Source organism: Wenjunlia tyrosinilytica, assembly GCF_014646055.1.
GTDB lineage: Bacteria > Actinomycetota > Actinomycetes > Streptomycetales > Streptomycetaceae > Wenjunlia > Wenjunlia tyrosinilytica.
The window spans coordinates 16,665-36,145 of record NZ_BMMS01000019.1; the positions used below are offsets into that span (position 1 = coordinate 16,665).

Below are 19,481 nucleotides of genomic sequence, written 5' to 3' on the forward strand. Positions count from 1 at the left end.
CCCTGATGGCACGCCGCTACGACTGCTCCGACGCGTCCGACCGCGCCATCGGACTGCGCGAGGCCGCGTCCGCGGTACGCCGCGGAGAGCTCGTGGTGCTGCCGACCGACACGGTCTACGGCGTCGGCGCCGACGCCTTCTCCGCCGAGGCGGTCGCCGATCTCCTGGCGGCCAAGGGGCGGGGCCGCTCCATGCCGTCGCCGGTGCTCGTCGGCTCCCCGAACACCCTGCACGGCCTGGTCACCGACTTCTCCGAGCAGGCCTGGGAGCTCGTCGACGCCTTCTGGCCGGGCGCGCTGACCCTCGTCGCCCGGCACCAGCCGTCGCTGCGCTGGGACCTCGGCGACACCCGCGGCACCGTCGCCGTGCGCATGCCGCTGCACCCGGTCGCCATCGAACTGCTCACCGAGACCGGCCCGATGGCCGTCACCAGCGCCAACCTCACCGGCCGGCCCGCCCCGCAGGACTGCGACGCCGCCGAGGAGATGCTGGGCGACTCGGTCTCGGTCTACCTCGACGGCGGCCCCACCGCGGACAATGTCCCCTCCTCCATCGTGGACGTCACCGGCCGGGTGCCGGTGCTCCTGCGCGAGGGCGCCCTGTCCGCCGAGGAGTTGCGCAAGGTCGTACCGGGCTTGGGGGTAGCCAGTTGACCAGGCCCCAGGGGCCGGCAGCACGCGGACATGCGGTGTACGAGAGGGCCATATCGGCCGCCGTGTCCCCGCATGACCGTTTCCGTATCCTCCACGTGTGCACCGGCAACGTGTGCCGCTCCCCGATCGCCGAGCGGCTCACCCGGCACGAGCTGCGCAAGCGGCTCGGCGACCGGGCGTCCGGCATCGTCGTGGAGAGCGCGGGCACATGGGGCCACGAGGGCGCCAACATGGAGACCAACGCCGCCGCCGTGCTCACCGAGTACGGCGCCGACACCGAGGGCTTCATCGGCCGTGAGCTCCTCGACGAGCACGTGGTCGAGGCCGATCTCGTCCTGACCGCCACGCGCGACCACCGTGCCCAGGTGATCTCCATGGGGCACGCGGCCGGGCTGCGCACGTTCACGCTCAAGGAGTTCACCCGCCTCGTGCGGGCCATAGACCCCCACACCCTCCCCGAGGAGGGCGGAGTGATCGAGCGGGCCCGCGCCCTGGTGCGGGCCGCCGCCGCGCTGCGGGGCTGGCTGCTCGCCCCCACCCCGGACGCGGACGAGGTCTACGACCCCTACGGCGCCCCCATCACCGTCTTCCGCAACTGCGGGGACGAGATCTACCACGCCCTCGCCCCGGTGGTGACCGCTCTGACCGGCGTATGCCGCTGAGCGCACCTACAGTGGGAACCGAGTACTCCGTCCCACGCCGGGAGCCCTCATGTCGGTCGCCGGTCTGCCGCCCTCTCCCTCCGACGTGCTCCAGCGCGCCGCACCAGCCACCGCGGGCCCGGACTTCGGGGCGCTCGCGGAGCGGGACCCCGAGCTCGCCGGGATCCTGGCCGCCGAGACGGACCGGCAGCGCGGTGGCCTCCAGCTGATCGCGGCGGAGAACTTCACCTCCCCCGCCGTGCTCGCCGCCCTCGGCAGTCCGCTGGTCAACAAGTACGCGGAGGGCTACCCGGGCCGCCGCCACCACGGCGGATGCGAGGTCGTCGACCGCGCAGAGCAACTGGCCGTCGACCGCGCCAAGCGGCTGTTCGGCGCCGAACACGCCAATGTCCAGCCGTACTCGGGCTCCTCGGCCAACCTCGCCGCCTACGCCGCCCTGCTCGTCCCCGGCGACACCGTCCTCGCGATGTCCCTGGAGCACGGCGGGCACCTCACGCACGGCTCGGCCGCGAACTTCTCCGGGCGCTGGTTCCGCTTCGCGGGATACGGGGTGCGGCCCGACACCGGTCTCGTCGATCTCGACCAGGTCCGCGACCTCGCCCTGACCCTGCGCCCCAAGGCCATCGTCTGCGGGTCCATCTCCTATCCGCGCCACCTCGACTACGCGGCGTTCCGGCGGATCGCAGACGAGGTCGACGCCTACCTGGTGGTGGACGCGGCCCACACCATCGGCCTGGTCGCGGGCGGCTCCGCCCCCAACCCCGTGCCCTACGCGGATGTGGTGTGCGCCACCACCCACAAGGTGCTGCGCGGCCCCAGGGGAGGGCTCATCCTCACCGGCGCCGCGCTCGCCCGGCGCATCGACCGGGCCGTCTTCCCGTTCTCCCAGGGCGGCCCGCACATGAACACCGTGGCCGCCAAGGCCGTCGCCTTCGCCGAGGCCGCCGCTCCCGCCTTCGCCGAGTACACCCGCCAGGTCGTCGCCAACGCCCGCGCGCTCGCCGACGGCCTGGCCGACGAGGGGCTCGAACCCGCCACGGGCGGCACGGACACGCATCTGGTGGCCGCGGGGACACGGCCGCTGGGCGTGGACGGGCTCGAGGCGCGCTCGCGCTGCGCCCGCGCCGGCATCGTGGTCGACAAGTGCAGCCTGCCCTTCGACGAGCGGCCGCGCAGCTCGGGCTCCGGGATCCGGGTGGGTACGTCCTCGGTGACCACGCAGGGGATGCGCGAGCCGCAGATGGCCGAGGCCGCGCGGCTGATCGGCCGGGCGCTGCGCGACGCCGACGGCACCCGGGCATCGGGTCCGGACGGTACCGCGGCCGCGGTGGCCGCGCTCGCCGCCGCCCACTCTCCGTATCCGCCGCGTTGAGCGGTCCGGGTGCCGCCGCCGTATGTACTTCCGGGCGGGCCGCAACCGTCCACGGTCGGCAGGTGTCTTCTCCTGTGTCCGCCGTGTCGCGGACGTGCCTGGAGTACGCTCGCCGTTCGCAGTGCGGGGAAGGACGCTAATAGGGTGTGACGGGTGAGGACCAGCGAGACCAGCCACCGAAGCGGGGCCAGCCGTGCGTGAATATCTGCTGACCCTCCTGGTGACAGCGACCGTGACGTACCTCCTGACCGGCCCGGTCAGGAAGTTCGCCATCGCCGCCGGGGCCATGCCGGAGATCCGCGCGCGTGACGTGCACCGCGAGCCGACTCCGCGGCTGGGCGGGATCGCCCTGTTCGGCGGGCTGTGCGCCGGACTGCTGGTCGCCTCCCAATTGCGCGACCTCGGCAAGGTGTTCACCGAGACCGACGAGCCCCGTGCGCTGCTGGCCGGGGCCGGGCTGATCTGGATCCTGGGCGTCCTGGACGACAAGTGGGGCGTGGACGCGCTGATCAAGCTCGGTGGCCAGATGGTCGCCGCGGGCGTCATGGTCATGCAGGGCCTGCAGATCCTCGCGCTTCCCGTGCCGGGCCAGGGTGTGGTCACCCTCACGCCCGTGCAGAGCACATTGCTGACCGTGGCGCTCGTCGTCCTCACCATCAACGCGGTCAACTTCGTCGACGGCCTCGACGGCCTCGCCTCCGGCATGGTGTGCATCGCCGCCATCGCGTTCTTCATGTACGCGTACCGGATGTGGTTCGGGCACGGCATCGAGGGGGCCGCGCCCGCCACGCTGTTCAGCGCGATCCTCATCGGCATGTGCGTCGGCTTCCTGCCGCACAACATCCACCCGGCGCGCATCTTCATGGGTGACTCCGGGTCGATGCTGATCGGCCTGATGCTCTCCGCGTCGGCGATCTCCATCACCGGTCAGGTCGACCCCGATCTCCTCGCGGACTTCAGCGGCTCGCAGACCAAGGCCGTGCACGAGATGGTGCCGGTCTACATCCCGCTCCTGCTGCCGCTGACCGTCATCGCGGTGCCCATGGCGGACCTCTTCCTCGCGATCGTGCGCCGCACGTGGAACGGCCAGTCGCCCTTCGCCGCCGACAAGCAGCACCTGCACCACCGGCTGCTGGAGATCGGGCACTCGCACAGCCGAGCCGTGCTGATCATGTACTTCTGGTCCGCGCTGATCGCACTGGGCGCCGTGGCGTTCTCCGTGCAGTCCAACACCACGGTGATACTGCTGATCATCGTCTTCCTGTGCGCGGTGGGACTCGTGGTGCTGCTGATGCCGCGGTTCCGTCCGAGGGTCCCGCTCTGGGCCAACGCGATCGTGCCCCCGCGCTACCGCCACCGCGGTCTTCGTCACCCACAGCGCGGCGAGCCCGTTGAGCCCGCGTTGGAGGAGCCGCTGAGCGAGGCGGACCAGGCGGCGCTCGGTTCGCTCAACGGCGCGACGGCCGTCGGTGAACGGCACCGGTTCGGTGCCCGTCCGCCCGCCCACTCGGGCGCCGGATCGCCTGGCGCGGAAGGGTAGTTGGGGGTTCTGTCGTTGTCAGCACCGGCGACGCCTGGTAATCCTTGGGTGTGACGGGTACCACAACAAACAGGTAAAGCTCTCATCAAATAGTTTGTGATACCGTTCACTAACACCCAGGGGAACAGCCGAAAGACCAAGACGAGACGGTCTTCCGGCGTGAGGCACGCCTCCCTCCTGGGGATACGCTTCTGATCGACGTCCGACCGCTTTCGCGTCACCGTCAGTCACCATGTGTACATCGCCCCCAACTTCCGCTGGAGCTGCCCACATGCAGTCCAACGACGCCCGGATCCTTCTGAGCGCCGCGATCCCCACCGCAGCCGCCGGCCTCGTCGCCGTGGGTGCCAGTGGGTGGATCTCAGGTGGGAAGGGCGCCATCGGTGCGGCTGTGGGGGCAGCTCTCGTGATCGCGTTCTTCAGCGCCGGGCTCATCGCCCTGCAGAAGACGGCGAAGGCGCTGCCGCACCTGTTCCAGGCCATGGGGCTGCTGGTCTACACGACGCAGCTCCTCCTGCTGGCGATCGTGCTCGCCGTCTTCCGCGGCACCGATCTGTTCAACCTGCGCACGTTCGCCCTCTCGCTTCTCGCGTGCACCGTGGTCTGGGTGATCACCCAGGTCCGCGGCCACATGAAGGCCAAGATCCTCTACGTCGAACCCGAGACCGCGGCCAAGTCGCCGGAGCCTCGGACATGATCGTCGGGGGCGGCTTCAGGGGCCTTCCCGGCGCCTGCTATCGTCCGGTGCCAACTACGGCTGAACGCGCCAAGGCGGCCGCGGCCCACGGGACGGGCCGGCCGCTCACGCCGATGACGCCTCCCGGGCTTCTGCGCCCGCCCTCAATCTGCAAAACCAGTCCAGTGCCGTTCCGCGGACGTGTGCCGCGCCGACACATCGAGGTTGCCGTACCCATGCGTCACGCCGAAGGAGCTCGCGGTGAGTGCTGACCCCCAGATGCTCGCCAACGAGATCGACTGCCACATCTTCGCTGATTGCGGCTTCCCCTCTCCTGGCCTCAACTCCTTCATGTTCAAGCCGATGTTCGAGGTCGGCGGCATCGAGTTCAACAAGCCGATGCTGCTGGCGCTGATCTCGACGATCGTGGTGACCGGATTCTTCTGGGCGGCGTTCGCCAGGCCGAAGGTCGTCCCCGGCAAGCTCCAGATGGTCGGTGAGGCGGGCTACGACTTCGTCCGCCGCGGGATCGTCTACGAGACCATGGGCAAGAAGGACGGCGAGAAGTACGTCCCGCTGATGGTGTCGCTGTTCTTCTTCATCTGGTTGATGAACCTCTGGTCGATCATCCCGTTCGCCCAGTTCCCGGTGACCTCGCTCATCGCCTTCCCGGCGGGACTCGCCGCGCTGGTGTGGTTCACCTGGATGACGATCAACTTCAAGAAGCACGGCTTCGTCGGCGGCATCAAGAACCTCTGCTACATGCCGGGCCTGCCGAAGGCGATCTACCCGCTGCTGATCCCGATCGAGTTCCTCTCGAACGTGATCGTCCGCCCCTTCACGCACGCGGTCCGGCTGTTCGCCAACATGTTCGCCGGCCACCTGCTGCTCGTGATCTTCACGATCGCCAGCTGGTACCTCCTCAACGGTGTAGGCATCGCCTACGCGGGTGTGTCGTTCGTGATGGTCATCGTGATGACCCTCTTCGAGATCTTCGTCCAGGCGTTGCAGGCGTATGTGTTCGTGCTCCTGGCCTCGAGCTACATCCAGGGCGCCCTGCACGCCGACCACTGATCCACCCGAACCGTCCCCGCCACACTCGTCCGGTGGCCAACCCCCACCGGCCAACCACCCCGCAAAGGAAAAGCAGACATGCTGAACCTGCTCGCTGCCGCCTCCAACGGCTCCGGCGTCTACGGCTCCGTCGCCTCCATCGGCTACGGCCTCGCTGCGATCGGCCCCGGCATCGGCGTCGGCATCATCTTCGGTAACGGCACCCAGGCCCTCGCGCGCCAGCCCGAGGCCGCCGGTCTGATCCGCCAGAACCAGATCCTGGGCTTCGCGCTCTGCGAGGCGCTCGCGCTGATCGGCATCGTCATGCCGTTCGTCTTCGGCCAGGGCCCCAAGGGCTTCTGACCAACACCTCTTAGACGAAAGGTCCAGACGTGAATCTCCTGCAGATCGCTGCGGAGGAGCAGAACCCTCTGATCCCCGAGATTCCGGAGCTCGTCGTCGGCCTGCTCGCCTTCGCGATCGTCTTCGCTCTCTTCGCCTGGAAGCTCCTGCCCAGCATCAACAAGGTGCTGGACGAGCGCCGGGCGTCGATCGAGGGCGGCATCGAGGAGGCCGAGGCTGCCAAGGCCGAGGCTCAGCGGGTGCTCGAGGAGTACCGCGAGCAGCTCGCCGACGCACGCCACGAGGCCGCGCGCCTGCGCCAGGAGGCGCAGGAGCAGGGCGCGACGCTCATCGCAGAGATGCGCGCCGAGGGCCAGCGGCAGAAGGAAGCCATCATCGAGGCCGGCCACGCTCAGCTCGAGGCCGACCGCAAGCAGGCCGCCGAGGCGCTGCGCCGGGACGTCGGCAGGATCGCCACCGATCTGGCCGGCCGTGTCGTGGGCGAGTCGCTCGAGGACCACGCCCGCCAGAGCCGTGTGATCGACCGCTTCCTCGCCGAGCTCGACGAGCGGGCCGAGGAAGGCGCTGCCCGATGAGTGCCGGAACGGCGATCCGTCGAGCGGGCCCGCGCAGTGCCGCAGTCGTCATCGAGCTTCAGGGCTCGCGAGACGGGGAGCGTGACCGATGAGTGCCGGAACGGCGATCCGTCGAGCGGGCCTGCGCAGTGCCGCAGTCGTCATCGAGCTCGTGGGATCGCGAGACGGGGAGCGTGACCGATGAATGGAGCGAGTCGGGAGGCGCTTGCCTCCGCGCGTGAGCGCCTCGACGCCCTGGCGGACAACCGGTCCGTGGACGTCGCGAAGCTCGCCGAGGAGCTCGCCGCCGTCACCGCGCTGCTCGACCGCGAGGCGTCGCTGCGCCGGGTCCTCACGGATCCGGCACGGGAAGGGCAGGCCAAGGCCGGCCTCGTCGCCGGGCTGCTGTCCGGCCAGGTCGGTGCCGAGACGATCGACCTGCTCAGCGGCATGGTCCGCTCGCGCTGGTCGAAGCCCCGCGACCTGGCGGACGCGCTCGAGGAGCTGGCGGCCACGGCCGAGCTCGTCGTCGCCGGGCGTTCCAACGGCCTCGACGAGGTCGAGGACGAGCTGTTCCGGTTCAGCCGGATCCTTCAGTCGTCGACCGAGCTGCGGCTGGCGCTGACCGACCGCACCGCGAGCAACGCCGCCAAGGCCGAGCTCATCGGCTCGCTGCTGGGCGGGCGGGCCAACGTGGTCACGCAGCGGCTCATCACGCGACTGGTCTCGCACCCGCGTGGCCGTAGCCTTGAGGTGGGCCTGGAGGCCTACTCCAAGCTCGCCGCCGCACGCCGCGGGCGCACGGTGGCCGTGGTCACCACCGCGGTCCCGCTCGACGCGCGGCAGAAGGCCCGCCTCGGCGAGGTCCTGGCCAGGCTGTTCGGGCGTGAGGTGCACCTGAACCTCGACGTGGACCCCGAGGTCCTCGGCGGGATCAGCGTGCGGGTCGGTGACGAGGTCGTCGACGGCTCGATCAGCAGGCGCCTCGAAGAGGCGGCGCGCCGCCTCGCCGGCTGAGCGAGGCCTCGTGCCGGGCACCGCCACGGTGGTCGGCCACAAGTCAAAAGCATTGATTGATGCGGCCCGAGTTGGGCCGTGCCAGATACGCGGTCGCCTGTGCCGGCGGCCCGGGCCCAACTAGGGAGAGCAGGGACACCAGATGGCGGAGCTCACGATCCGGCCGGAGGAGATCCGGGACGCGCTGGAGCACTTCGTCCAGTCGTACAAGCCGGACGCGGCCTCGCGCGAGGAGGTCGGTACCGTCACCGAGGCCGGTGACGGCATCGCCAAGGTCGAGGGTCTGCCCTCGGCCATGGCCAACGAACTGCTGAAGTTCGAGGACGGCACCCTCGGCCTCGCCCTCAACCTCGAGGAGCGCGAGATCGGTGTCGTCGTCCTCGGTGAGTTCAGCGGCATCGAGGAGGGCCAGCCGGTCCAGCGGACCGGCGAGGTTCTCTCGGTCGCGGTCGGCGAGGGTTACCTGGGTCGCGTCGTCGACCCGCTGGGCAACCCGATCGACGGCCTCGGCGAGATCGAGACCTCCGGCCGCCGCGCCCTCGAACTGCAGGCCCCCTCGGTCATGCAGCGCAAGAGCGTCCACGAGCCGATGCAGACCGGCCTGAAGGCCGTCGACTCGATGACCCCGATCGGCCGTGGCCAGCGTCAGCTGATCATCGGCGACCGCCAGACCGGCAAGACCGCCCTGGCGATCGACACGATCATCAACCAGCGTGACAACTGGCATTCCGGCGACCCGAAGAAGCAGGTCCGCTGCATCTACGTCGCCATCGGCCAGAAGGGCTCCACCATCGCGTCCGTGCGTGGCGCGCTGGAGGAGGCCGGAGCGCTGGAGTACACCACGATCGTCGCCGCCCCGGCGTCGGACCCGGCGGGCTTCAAGTACCTCGCGCCCTACACCGGCTCCGCCATCGGCCAGCACTGGATGTACGAGGGCAGGCACGTCCTCATCGTCTTCGACGACCTGTCCAAGCAGGCCGACGCCTACCGCGCCGTCTCCCTCCTGCTGCGCCGCCCGCCGGGCCGCGAGGCCTACCCGGGTGACGTCTTCTACCTGCACTCGCGTTTGCTGGAGCGCTGCGCCAAGCTCTCCGACGACATGGGCTCCGGCTCCATGACCGGTCTGCCGATCGTCGAGACCAAGGCGAACGACGTGTCGGCGTTCATCCCGACCAACGTCATCTCCATCACCGACGGCCAGTGCTTCCTGGAGTCCGACCTGTTCAACGCGGGCCAGCGCCCGGCGCTGAACGTGGGTATCTCGGTCTCCCGTGTCGGTGGCTCCGCCCAGATCAAGGCCATGAAGTCGGTCGCCGGCCGGCTGCGTGTGGACCTCGCCCAGTACCGCGAGCTCGAGGCGTTCGCCGCCTTCGGCTCCGACCTGGACGCGGCCTCCAAGGCGCAGCTCGAGCGCGGCAAGCGCATGGTGGAGCTGCTCAAGCAGGGCCAGTACGCGCCGTACCCGATCGAGGAGCAGGTCGTCTCCATCTGGGCCGGTACCACCGGTCAGCTGGACGACGTGCCGGTGAACGACATCCGCCGCTTCGAGCGGGAGTTCCTGGACTACCTGCGCCGGGAGAAGAAGGACCTGCTCACCGTCATCTCCGAGACCGGCAAGCTCCCCGACGAGACCGTCGAGGCACTGACCGAGGCCGTCCGCACCTTCAAGCGCCAGTTCGAGACCTCGGACGGCAAGCTTCTCGGTGAGGACACGCCCCAGGTCAGCACCTCCAAGTGACGAGAGGGACCTGCTGACCCATGGGATCCCAGCTTCGGGTCTACAAGCGCCGAATCCGCTCCATCACCGCCACCAAGAAGATCACCAAGGCGATGGAGATGATCTCCGCCTCGCGCATCGTCAAGGCGCAGCGCCAGGTCGCGGCGTCGACGCCCTACTCGAGCGAGCTCACCCGCGCGGTGACGGCGGTGGCGACCGGCTCCAACACCAAGCACCCGCTGACGACCGAGGCGGAGGCCCCGACGCGGGCCGCGGTGCTGCTCATCACGAGCGACCGCGGCCTGGCCGGAGGGTACTCGGCCAACGCCATCAAGGCGGCGGACCGGCTCACGGAGCGCCTGCGCTCCGAGGGCAAGGACGTCCGGTCGTACATCGTGGGCCGCAAGGGTGTCGCCTACTTCAGCTTCCGCGAGCGTGAGATCACGCAGTCGTGGACGGGCTTCACCGACCGGCCGACGTACGCCGACGCCAAGGCGGTCGCCTCCGCCCTCATCGAAGCCTTCACCACGGCGACGTCCGAGGACGGGGTGGACGAGCTGCACATCGTCTTCACCGAGTTCGTCTCGATGATGACGCAGGCGCCGGTCGACCACCGGCTCCTCCCGCTCAGCCTCGACACCGTCGAGGAGGCCCAGGAGAAGAAGAGCGACGAGATCCTCCCGCTCTACGACTTCGAGCCGTCGGCGGAGGGCGTGCTCGACGCGCTGCTGCCCCGGTACGTCGAGAGCCGGATCTACAACGCGTTGCTGCAGTCGGCCGCTTCCGAGCACGCCGCCCGCCGCCGCGCGATGAAGTCGGCGACCGACAACGCCGAAGAGCTCATCAAGTCGCTCACGCGGCTTGCCAACGCGGCCCGCCAGGCCGACATCACCCAGGAAATCAGCGAGATCGTCGGTGGCGCCAACGCCCTGGCCGACGCGACCGCGGGGAGTGACTGACAACTATGACCACCACTGTTGAGACGGCCACGGCGACGGGCCGCGTCGCGCGGGTCATCGGCCCGGTCGTCGACGTGGAGTTCCCCGTCGACGCGATGCCGGAGATCTACAACGCGCTGCACGTCGACGTCGCCGACCCGGCCAATGCCGGCGAGACCAAGACACTGACCCTCGAGGTCGCGCAGCACCTCGGCGAGGGCCTCGTCCGCGCCATTTCGATGCAGCCGACGGACGGCCTCGTCCGCTCGGCGGTCGTGACCGACACCGGTTCCGCCATCTCGGTCCCGGTCGGCGACATCACCAAGGGCAAGGTGTTCAACACCCTTGGCGAGATCCTGAACGTGGACCCGTCCACGGTCGAGGTCACCGAGCGCTGGCCGATCCACCGCAAGGCCCCGGCGTTCGACCAGCTCGAGTCCAAGACCGAGATGTTCGAGACCGGACTGAAGGTCGTCGACCTGCTGACCCCGTACGTCAAGGGCGGCAAGATCGGCCTGTTCGGTGGTGCGGGCGTCGGCAAGACGGTCCTCATCCAGGAAATGATCATGCGTGTGGCCAAGCTGCACGAGGGTGTTTCCGTGTTCGCCGGTGTCGGTGAGCGCACCCGTGAGGGCAACGACCTCATCGACGAGATGACCGAGTCCGGCGTTCTGGACAAGACCGCGCTGGTCTTCGGCCAGATGGACGAGCCCCCGGGCACCCGTCTTCGGGTCGCGCTCGCCGGTCTGACCATGGCGGAGTACTTCCGCGATGTGCAGAAGCAGGACGTGCTGCTCTTCATCGACAACATCTTCCGGTTCACCCAGGCCGGTTCCGAGGTGTCCACCCTGCTCGGCCGTATGCCGTCCGCGGTGGGTTACCAGCCGAACCTGGCGGACGAGATGGGCATCCTCCAGGAGCGCATCACCTCGACCCGCGGCCACTCGATCACCTCGATGCAGGCGATCTACGTCCCGGCGGACGACCTCACCGACCCGGCCCCGGCCACCACGTTCGCGCACCTCGACGCGACCACGGTGCTCTCCCGGCCGATCTCGGAGAAGGGCATCTACCCTGCGGTGGACCCTCTGGACTCCACCTCCCGCATCCTGGACCCGCGGTACATCTCGCAGGACCACTACGACTGCGCGACCCGTGTCAAGGGGATCCTGCAGAAGTACAAGGACCTTCAGGACATCATCGCGATCCTCGGTATCGACGAGCTCGGCGAGGAGGACAAGCTGGTCGTCCACCGCGCCCGCCGTATCGAGCGCTTCCTGTCGCAGAACACCCACGCGGCGAAGCAGTTCACCGGTCTCGACGGCTCGGACGTCCCCCTGGACGAGTCGATCGCCGCGTTCAACGCGATCGCCGACGGGGAGTACGACCACTTCCCCGAGCAGGCGTTCTTCATGTGCGGTGGCCTCGACGACCTGAAGGCGAAGGCCAAGGAGCTGGGCGTCTCCTGAGCCCTGTGCTCCGGTGGAAGGGGCGGCCCGGTGCCGCCCCTTCCCCGCACTCCCGTTATTCTTTGAACCGACAACGCCTGTCAGGTCAGACAGGCGCTGACCCGAGGAGCCGTCTTGGCTGAGCTGCACGTCGAGCTGGTCGCCGCCGACCGCAAGGTCTGGTCGGGCGAGGCCACGATCGTCGTCGCGCGCACAACGTCGGGCGACATCGGCGTCATGCCGGGACACCAGCCGCTGCTCGGCGTGCTGGAGTCCGGGCCGGTGACGATCCGCACGACCGACGGCGGCACGGCCGTCGCCGCTGTGCACGGTGGCTTCATCTCGTTCGCGGACAACAAGCTCTCGATCCTCGCTGAGGTCGCCGAGCTGGCCGACGAGATCGATGTCGAGCGTGCGGAGCGGGCGCTCGAGCGCGCGAAGTCGGACGCGGACGCTGTCGCCGAGCGGCGCGCCGATGTCCGGCTGCGTGCCGCCACGGGCACGCACTGACCGGTCGCCGAGCAGTCGGCCGCCGATCGCGGTCGGCGCCCGGTGGGCCACACGTATTGGCAGGTGGAGATCGGCAAAACCTAGGCGAGGAGGTCGGTGCGCGTGATCCTCGCTTTGCAGGTGTTCGGCGCCGTTGTCGCGGTGGGTCTGCTCGGGCTGTTCGTCTTCGGCCTGCGCAGGCGCCTCATTCAGCGCTCGGGGGGCACGTTCGACTGCTCCATGCGCCTGCGCATGCCACAGGATCTGCCCGCGCCCGACCATGAGGAGCCCTCCGAGGACGGCGAGGAGCCGGCCTCCGGACCCGAGCCGGGCGGCAAGGGATGGGTCTTCGGGGTCGCCCGCTACAGCGGGGACCGCGTCGAGTGGTTCCGGGTCTTCAGCTACGCGCCCCGTCCCCGCCGGGTGCTCGAACGCTCCGAGATCGAGGTGCTCCGCCGCCGCACACCGAGAGGCCAGGAGGAGCTCGCCCTGCTGTCGGGGGCCGTGGTCCTGACCTGTCGCCACCGGGGTTCCCTGCTCGAGCTCGCGATGAGCGACGACGCCCTGACCGGCTTCCTGGCCTGGCTCGAGGCCGCGCCGCCCGGGCAGCGCGTCAACGTCGCCTGACGCCTGACAGCTGACGCCTGGCGTCTGCCTTCGCACCTCCGCGCCGCATCCGGGTCCCGCAACCCGGGAGGCGGCGGGCGGTTGCCGCCTCCCGGGCCGTTTCTCGGGGCCCGGTGGGCCCGCGGGGGCTACTTCAGACCGCTGTCCAGCGCGGTCATCAGCGTCCCCGTGTCACCGGACATCTCCCAGACCATGCCTCCGAGCAGGTTCTTGCTCTTGATCCAGGCGGTCTTCTTCCCGATCGACCAGGTGTCGTCGAAGCTCCACCACTGGCCATTGGCGCCCGAGTAGCCATAGGTCGCCACCGACTGCTCGTCGTGGTACACGGTCATGGGCACCGAGGCGATGAGGTTGGCGTAGCCGCGTGTACCGGCCTCTTCCGGGAACTGCCCCGGCGCCGCCCCGTTCGCGCTCTGCCACTCGCCGTGCACCCCGCCGTCGGCCACCTGCTGCCAGCCTCGGCCGTAGAAGGCCAGGCCCACGGTGAGCTTGCGCGGGTCCACTCCGGCGCCGAGGTAGTGCTGGATCGCCGCGTCCACGCTGAAGTGGAACGAGTACGGGTCCTGGTCGTCCTTGTAGAGGTTGCCCTGGTGGCCGGTGCGGTTGGGCTCCCAGGAGTTGTCGCTGCCGGCTCCGTGGAAGTCGTACCCCTGGACGTTGGCGAAGTCCATGTAGTCGAAGACGCTGGGTGTGCCGTCCTTGGTGGTGATGTCCCAGCCCGCGTCGACCTTGGCCGGGTCGGCCGGGGTGAACGCGGTCAGCAGGTACTTCTTGCCGGTGGTGGCGGACAGCGCGTCCATCTGCTTGCGGAACTCCGCGCACAGCAGGGTCAGATTGGCCTTGTCGGCGGGGGAGACATGGTTGCCGGGGTGGCCCTCGGCGCCCGGCCACTCCCAGTCGAGGTCGATGCCGTCGAAGACTCCGGCGGCGGCACCGGTGCCCCCGCGGCCGTTGGTCACGGGCAGGTTGCCCTTGATGTACATGTCGACGCAGGACTTCACGAACTTCTGCCGGGACGCGTCGGTCTTCGCGGCGTCGGAGAAGTACTTGGAGTAGGTCCAGCCGCCCACCGAGATCGTGGCCTTGAGGCCCGGGTACTTGGCCTTGAGCTTCTTGAGCTGGTTGAAGTTTCCGGCGAGGGGCTGGTCCCAGGTGTCGCCGACGCCGTCGACGGACTCCCCGGCGCTGAAGCCCTTCTCGTAGTCGGCCCACGAGTCGCCCGCGCCGTCACCCTGGTTGGGGTCCTGGGGGTTGGGCGAGGTGGCCTTGGTGACCCCGTTCATACAGGTCAGGTCGGTGGGGTTGATGTTGCTGAAGGCGTAGTTGAGGTGGGTGAGCTTGGACGCGGCACCGGTGGTGTCGAGGCTCTTGATCGTGTAGGCGCGGCCGTAGATGCCCCACTGGACGAAGTAGCCCACCTTCACGAACGACCCGGGGGTGCTCCCGCCGGTCGTGCGGACGGTCACCGGGTCGCCGGCCGGTCCCACCTGGTCGGCGGTGTCGCGGGCCCTGACGGTGAAGGTGTAGTCGGTGCCCGCGGTCAGCCCGGTGACGGTCGCGGTGGTGCCGGTCACCGTGGTGGCGACGGTGGCGCCCCGGTAGACGTCGTAGTTCTTGACGCCCTTGTCGTCGGTGGCGGCGCTCCAGGTGAGCTTGACGGAGGTGTTGGTGATCTCGCTCGCCGCCGGGGTGCCGGGCTTGCCGGGCGGCTGGTCGCTGCCGCCGCCGCTGGTGCGGATGGTGGTGGCGGGGCTCGCGGGGCCGGTCTGCCCGGCGGTGTCTCGGGCCCTGATCGTGTACGTGTAGGGGGTGTCGGCGGTCAGGCCGGTGTCGGTGAACGAGGTCCCGGTGACCGTGCCGACGACGCTGCCGCCGCGCAGCACGTCGTAGTTCCTGATGCCTTTGTCGTCGGTGGCCGCCGCCCACGTCAGCGAGATGCTGGTGGCGGTGACTCCGGCCGAGGCGGGGGCGCCGGGGGCGCTGGGCGGGCTGTCGGCGGAGGAGCCGTCGCAGGGCCCGCCGTCGAGCTTGCAGCCGCTGGGGCTGCCGGTCCCGGAGGCGACGAATCCGAAGGTGGCGCTGGCTCCGGGCGCTATGGAGCCGTTGTACTCCCGGTTCTTGGCCGTGTAGTGGTTGGCCGGGGCCTGGGTGATCAGCGAGTCCCAGTAGGCGCCCACCGAGGTGCCGGAGGGGAAGTCCCACTCCACCGTCCAGCCGCTGATGGGCGAGGTGCCGGTGTTCTTGATCGTGTACTGGGCCTGGAAACCGGAGTCCCAGGTGGAGGTCTTGGTGAAGGTCGCGGTCGCGGTGGCGGCCCGCGCCGGGGAGGCAATGGCCACCAGGGCCGCGACAGGCAGGAGGAGGGCGGCGAGGGCGGCCGTCGTTCTGCGTCTGAAGGCCCTCGATGGAGTGGTCGCCTTGCGGAGTGCAGTTCTCAAGGGTGCTCCTCGAGTTCGCGGGTGGAAGGAGCCTGCACCGCCCGGGGAACGCGTCGTGACCCGCTGTCATGGCACGCTCACCGCATTGCCTGGAGAGTAGAAAGGACTAGACCAACGGTCAATAGGTCTAGACCCACAGATCGTCCAGACCCGCGGATCGCCGCCGGGATCGTTCACCACCGTGACCCGTCGAGGCCGGAGCCGACGGATCGTCAGGGGCCCGCCGATGCCCGGCCGCCGACGGGGGCGATGGAGACCGGACCCGTGCGGCGGTGCTCGGCGGCGGTACCTCGGGCCCGGCGCCTCAGCGAGGGCCGGGCCGGTGCCACGGCCCTCAGAGGCCGGTGCTCAGCGATTCTCGCCGGGGACCCACAGGACGTCCCCGCGCTCCTTGTTCGCCGTCCGCGCCAGGATGAACAGCAGGTCCGACAAGCGGTTCAAATACGTGGCCGTCAGCGGGTTCATCGTCTCGCCGTGCGTCTCGAACGCCGCCCACGTCGAACGCTCGGCCCGTCGCACCACCGTGCACGCCTGGTGCAGCAGCGCCGCCCCCGCGGTACCGCCCGGGAGGATGAAGCTGCGCAGCTTCTCCAGGTCCTCCAGAAAGGTGTCGCAGTCCGCCTCGAGCCGGTCGATGTACTGCTGCTCCACCCGCAGCGGCGGGTACTTCGGGTCCGGCACCACCGGAGTCGCGAGGTCCGCGCCCACGTCGAACAGGTCGTTCTGGACGCGGGTGAGGACGGTGACGACCTCTGGCGGCAGGTCGCCCAGCGCGATGGCCACCCCGATGGCGGCGTTCGCCTCGTTGGTGTCCGCGTAGGCCCCGATGCGCGAGTCCGTCTTGGCGGTGCGGCTCATGTCGCCGAGCGCGGTCGTGCCCGTGTCGCCGGTCCGGGTGTAGATGCGCGTGAGGTTGACCATGGTCCGAGCCTAGCGAGGTGGTGGCGTCGGTCCCCGGATGCGTGGCGAACCGCACATACGATTCACCGATGGAACGGTTCCGAGTGGTGGGCGGGGCACGTCTCGCGGGCAGCGTGACGGTCCCCGGAGCCAAGAACAGCGCGCTCAAGCTGATGGCGGCCGCCCTGCTGGCCGAGGGCACCAGCCGCCTGGGCAACATCCCGCGCATTCTCGACGTCGAGATCATGGCCGAGCTGCTGCGCCGCGTCGGCTGCGTCGTGGACCTCGAATGGACCGGTGACGGCGGCCACTCGGGTACCGCCTGGATCACCTCCCCCGAACGCCCCGGCCACGAGGCCGACGAGCAGCTCGTGCGGCGGATGCGGGCCTCGATCAGTGTGCTGGGGCCCCTGCTCGCCCGGCGCGGCGAGGTGCGGATCGCGCTGCCGGGCGGTGACGCCATCGGCTCCCGCGGCCTGGACATGCACATGAGCGGGCTGGTGGCGCTCGGCGCCGAGGTGGTCACCGAGGACGGCTGCCTGGTGGCGAGGGCCCCCGACGGGCTGCGGGGCAGTCAGGTGAAGCTGGACTTCCCCAGCGTCGGCGCCACCGAGAACATCCTCATGGCGGCGGCGACCGCTCGCGGCGCCACGGTGATCGACAACGCGGCCCGTGAGCCGGAGATCGTCGACCTGTGCACCATGCTCCAGGACATGGGCGCCAAGATCGGCGGCGCGGGCACCTCCACCATCGAGGTGCAGGGTGTGGACCTGCTCTCGCCGGTGGTCTACGAGACGCTGCCCGACCGGATCGTCGCCGGTACCTACGCCGTGGCCGCCACCATGACCCGCGGCGATGTGACGGTGCGCGGGGCCAGGCCGGAGCACCTGGAGATCGCCCTGGACAAGCTGGTCACGGCGGGGGCGTCCGTGGGCCGGGTCCCCGACGGCTTCCGGGTGCGGATGGAGCGCCGTCCGACGGCCGTGGATGTGATCACCCTGCCGTACCCGGGGTTCGCCACCGACCTCCAGCCGCAGTTCGCCGCGCTCAACGCCGTCGCCGAGGGCTCGGCGATGGTCACCGAGAACATCTTCGAGGCGCGGTTCGTCTTCCTGCGCGAGCTGACCCGGCTGGGCGCGCAGATCGAGATGGACGGCCATCACGCGGTCGTGCGCGGTGTCGAGCGGCTGACCGGGGCGGAGGTGATGGCCAGCGACGTCCGGGCGGGGGCCGGCCTGCTGCTCGCGGGGCTCGTCGCCGAGGGGGAGACCACCGTGGGAGAGATCCACCACATCGACCGGGGCTACGCCGGCCTGCTGGAGCAGCTGCGGGGCCTCGGTGCCTCCATCGAGCGGATCGGGGACGAAACGGCCGGGGGCGAACGGACGGGTGACGGACCGGCGACGTGACGCTCGCCTCCATTAGCTGCGGCGCCGGGTGAACGAGCGTTAAGGTCCGGCCAGGAACACCGACAAGAGGGGACAGGCAGTGGCGAAGAAGCTCGTCGTCATCGGAGCCGGGCTGATGGGCTCGGGCATCGCTCAGGTGTCGGCCCAGGCCGGGTACGACGTGGTCCTGCGCGATGTCACGGACGAGGCGCTCGTCAGCGCCAAGGCTGGCATCCAGGCCTCGTACGAGAAGTTCGTCTCCAAGGGCAGGCTGGAGGCCGCGGACGCCGAGGCAGCGCTGGCCCGCATCACCACGACCACCGATCTGGACGCCGCCGCCGAGGCCGACATCGTGGTCGAGGCGGTGTTCGAGAAGATCGAGGTCAAGCAGCAGATCTTCCGCGACCTCGACGGCATCGCCAGTGACGAGGCGGTGCTCGCCTCCAACACCTCCGCCATCCCGATCACCAAGATCGCGGCGGTGACCAAGCGCCCCGAGCGCGTGGTCGGCACCCACTTCTTCTCGCCGGTCCCGCTCATGCAGCTGTGCGAGCTGGTGCGCGGCTACAAGACCGACGACGCGACGCTGGCCGCGGCCCGTGAGTTCGCCGAGAGCGTCGGCAAGACCGTGATCGTCGTCAACCGCGACGTCGCCGGGTTCGTGACCACCCGTCTGATCTCCGCCCTGGTGGTCGAGGCCGCCAAGCTCTACGAGTCGGGGGTGGCCTCGGCCGAGGACATCGACATCGCCTGCAAGCTGGGCTTCGGCCACGCCATGGGCCCGCTGGCGACCGCCGACATGACCGGTGTGGACATCCTGCTCCACGCCACGAGCAACATCTACACCGAGTCGCAGGACGAGAAGTTCGCCCCGCCGGAGCTGATGCGGCGCATGGTGGACGCGGGCGACATCGGCCGCAAGAGCGGCAAGGGCTTCTACAGCTACTGAGCCACCCGGTGTCCACGCACCGCTCTGACGGGCCCTCGGCTCCCCTCGCTTGCCGCCGCTCTGCACCCCACCTCCGTTCGAACCGGTGGGGCGCAGGGCCGTCGCGACGGCGCCGACCCCCCGCCGGGGTGAATTCGGTATCGGTTCGTTCACGGACAGCGACTTGGGGGTGCGCTCGGCCGTCGGATGTGATGAACCGTATGACATGAACTTGGCCGTATCTTCAGAACCCGCGGGAGCGCGAATGCATATCAGGGGCGACCACGCCGTGCTCGCCGTAGGAGGCCGCCTCGATGTCCGGAGCGCCGCGGACGCCCGCACCGTCCTGCACACCGCGGTCGACGCGGGCCAGGGGGACCTCGTACTCGACCTCAGCGAGCTCGACTCGTGGGACGCCACCGGACTCGGCGTCATCATGGGAGCGCACCGCAGGGCCGGCCGCCGCGACCGCACGCTCGTCCTGCGCGCCGTGCCCCCGCAGATGCAGCGCCTGCTCGTCGCCACCCGGCTCCACCGCATCCTCTGCGTCGAGGGCGGCATCTCGGTCGACGGGGGCGGTCCGGAGGATCACGCCCGGGAGGACGGCAACGGGCTACGGGCGGATCACGTATCACCTCTGCCATTGGTTGATGGCCGCGCGACGGTCTAAGGTTCGTTTTTCAGCGCGTCATCCGGCGCGCCGCCGTTGACAACCGGC

19 protein-coding genes are annotated in these 19,481 nt (G+C 69.8%); 17 read left to right on the plus strand and 2 right to left on the minus strand.

The window, feature by feature from the left end:
- The first annotated feature begins 5 nt into the window (after positions 1-5).
- The 14 genes from IEY86_RS21500 to IEY86_RS21565 all read left to right on the plus strand — a co-directional run bounded on the left by IEY86_RS21500 (position 6) and on the right by IEY86_RS21565 (position 13,109).
- On the plus strand, positions 6-653 hold the full coding sequence (locus IEY86_RS21500) for an L-threonylcarbamoyladenylate synthase (protein WP_189133434.1): 648 nt from the start codon (positions 6-8) through the stop codon (positions 651-653).
- Positions 650-1,315 (plus strand): arsenate reductase/protein-tyrosine-phosphatase family protein, encoded by a 666-nt coding sequence (locus IEY86_RS21505; RefSeq protein ID WP_373287065.1) that lies wholly within the window; start codon positions 650-652, stop codon positions 1,313-1,315. Before IEY86_RS21500 ends, IEY86_RS21505 begins: the two co-directional genes overlap by 4 nt.
- Before the next feature lie 49 nt (positions 1,316-1,364).
- Positions 1,365-2,687 carry a serine hydroxymethyltransferase gene (glyA, locus tag IEY86_RS21510; RefSeq protein ID WP_189133436.1) on the plus strand — a complete coding sequence of 441 codons (1,323 nt, stop codon included), beginning with the start codon at positions 1,365-1,367 and terminating at the stop codon, positions 2,685-2,687.
- Positions 2,688-2,880: 193 nt separating this feature from the next.
- Entirely contained in the window at positions 2,881-4,227 is a 1,347-nt protein-coding gene (locus IEY86_RS21515) for an MraY family glycosyltransferase (protein ID WP_189133437.1), read from the plus strand.
- A 271-nt stretch (positions 4,228-4,498) separates the two neighbouring features.
- Positions 4,499-4,924: a Cg1360 family ATP-synthase-associated protein gene (locus tag IEY86_RS21520; protein WP_189133438.1), complete on the plus strand. Its 426-nt coding sequence runs from the start codon at positions 4,499-4,501 to the stop codon at positions 4,922-4,924.
- A 258-nt stretch (positions 4,925-5,182) separates the two neighbouring features.
- The gene (atpB, locus tag IEY86_RS21525; RefSeq protein ID WP_189133543.1) at positions 5,183-5,977 is read left to right on the plus strand and encodes a F0F1 ATP synthase subunit A; all 795 of its coding nucleotides are present in this window, start codon (positions 5,183-5,185) and stop codon (positions 5,975-5,977) included.
- Positions 5,978-6,055: 78 nt separating this feature from the next.
- Positions 6,056-6,319 (plus strand): ATP synthase F0 subunit C, encoded by a 264-nt coding sequence (gene atpE / locus IEY86_RS21530; protein ID WP_189133439.1) that lies wholly within the window; start codon positions 6,056-6,058, stop codon positions 6,317-6,319.
- Positions 6,320-6,348: 29 nt separating this feature from the next.
- Positions 6,349-6,894: a F0F1 ATP synthase subunit B gene (locus IEY86_RS21535; RefSeq protein WP_189133440.1), complete on the plus strand. Its 546-nt coding sequence runs from the start codon at positions 6,349-6,351 to the stop codon at positions 6,892-6,894.
- A 180-nt stretch (positions 6,895-7,074) separates the two neighbouring features.
- Positions 7,075-7,890, plus strand: a complete 816-nt coding sequence (locus IEY86_RS21540; RefSeq protein ID WP_189133441.1) for a F0F1 ATP synthase subunit delta — start codon at positions 7,075-7,077, stop codon at positions 7,888-7,890.
- A gap of 142 nt (positions 7,891-8,032) precedes the next feature.
- Positions 8,033-9,628: a F0F1 ATP synthase subunit alpha gene (gene atpA, locus IEY86_RS21545; RefSeq protein WP_189133442.1), complete on the plus strand. Its 1,596-nt coding sequence runs from the start codon at positions 8,033-8,035 to the stop codon at positions 9,626-9,628.
- Positions 9,629-9,648: 20 nt separating this feature from the next.
- A complete protein-coding gene (locus IEY86_RS21550) occupies positions 9,649-10,566 on the plus strand; it encodes a F0F1 ATP synthase subunit gamma (protein ID WP_189133443.1) in 918 nt (305 codons plus the stop codon).
- A 5-nt stretch (positions 10,567-10,571) separates the two neighbouring features.
- Positions 10,572-12,014 carry a F0F1 ATP synthase subunit beta gene (atpD, locus tag IEY86_RS21555; protein WP_189133444.1) on the plus strand — a complete coding sequence of 481 codons (1,443 nt, stop codon included), beginning with the start codon at positions 10,572-10,574 and terminating at the stop codon, positions 12,012-12,014.
- Positions 12,015-12,128: 114 nt separating this feature from the next.
- On the plus strand, positions 12,129-12,503 hold the full coding sequence (locus tag IEY86_RS21560) for a F0F1 ATP synthase subunit epsilon (protein ID WP_229698645.1): 375 nt from the start codon (positions 12,129-12,131) through the stop codon (positions 12,501-12,503).
- 102 nt (positions 12,504-12,605) lie between these two features.
- On the plus strand, positions 12,606-13,109 hold the full coding sequence (locus IEY86_RS21565; protein WP_189133445.1) for a DUF2550 domain-containing protein: 504 nt from the start codon (positions 12,606-12,608) through the stop codon (positions 13,107-13,109).
- 128 nt (positions 13,110-13,237) lie between these two features.
- On the opposite strand, the gene IEY86_RS21570 is transcribed toward IEY86_RS21565, so the two are convergent.
- Both IEY86_RS21570 and IEY86_RS21575 read right to left on the minus strand, forming a co-directional pair.
- Positions 13,238-15,547: a glycoside hydrolase family 18 chitinase gene (locus IEY86_RS21570; protein WP_189133446.1), complete on the minus strand. Its 2,310-nt coding sequence runs from the start codon at positions 15,545-15,547 to the stop codon at positions 13,238-13,240.
- A 348-nt stretch (positions 15,548-15,895) separates the two neighbouring features.
- Positions 15,896-16,468: a cob(I)yrinic acid a,c-diamide adenosyltransferase gene (locus IEY86_RS21575; RefSeq protein WP_189133447.1), complete on the minus strand. Its 573-nt coding sequence runs from the start codon at positions 16,466-16,468 to the stop codon at positions 15,896-15,898.
- A 68-nt stretch (positions 16,469-16,536) separates the two neighbouring features.
- On the opposite strand from IEY86_RS21575, the gene murA reads away from it, so the two are divergent.
- The 3 genes from murA (at position 16,537) to IEY86_RS21590 (ending at position 19,433) form a co-directional block, all read left to right on the plus strand.
- Positions 16,537-17,856 carry a UDP-N-acetylglucosamine 1-carboxyvinyltransferase gene (gene murA / locus IEY86_RS21580; protein ID WP_189133448.1) on the plus strand — a complete coding sequence of 440 codons (1,320 nt, stop codon included), beginning with the start codon at positions 16,537-16,539 and terminating at the stop codon, positions 17,854-17,856.
- A gap of 79 nt (positions 17,857-17,935) precedes the next feature.
- Positions 17,936-18,784 (plus strand): 3-hydroxyacyl-CoA dehydrogenase family protein, encoded by an 849-nt coding sequence (locus tag IEY86_RS21585; RefSeq protein WP_189133449.1) that lies wholly within the window; start codon positions 17,936-17,938, stop codon positions 18,782-18,784.
- A 244-nt stretch (positions 18,785-19,028) separates the two neighbouring features.
- Positions 19,029-19,433, plus strand: a complete 405-nt coding sequence (locus IEY86_RS21590; RefSeq protein WP_189133450.1) for an STAS domain-containing protein — start codon at positions 19,029-19,031, stop codon at positions 19,431-19,433.
- Positions 19,434-19,481 lie beyond the last annotated feature (48 nt).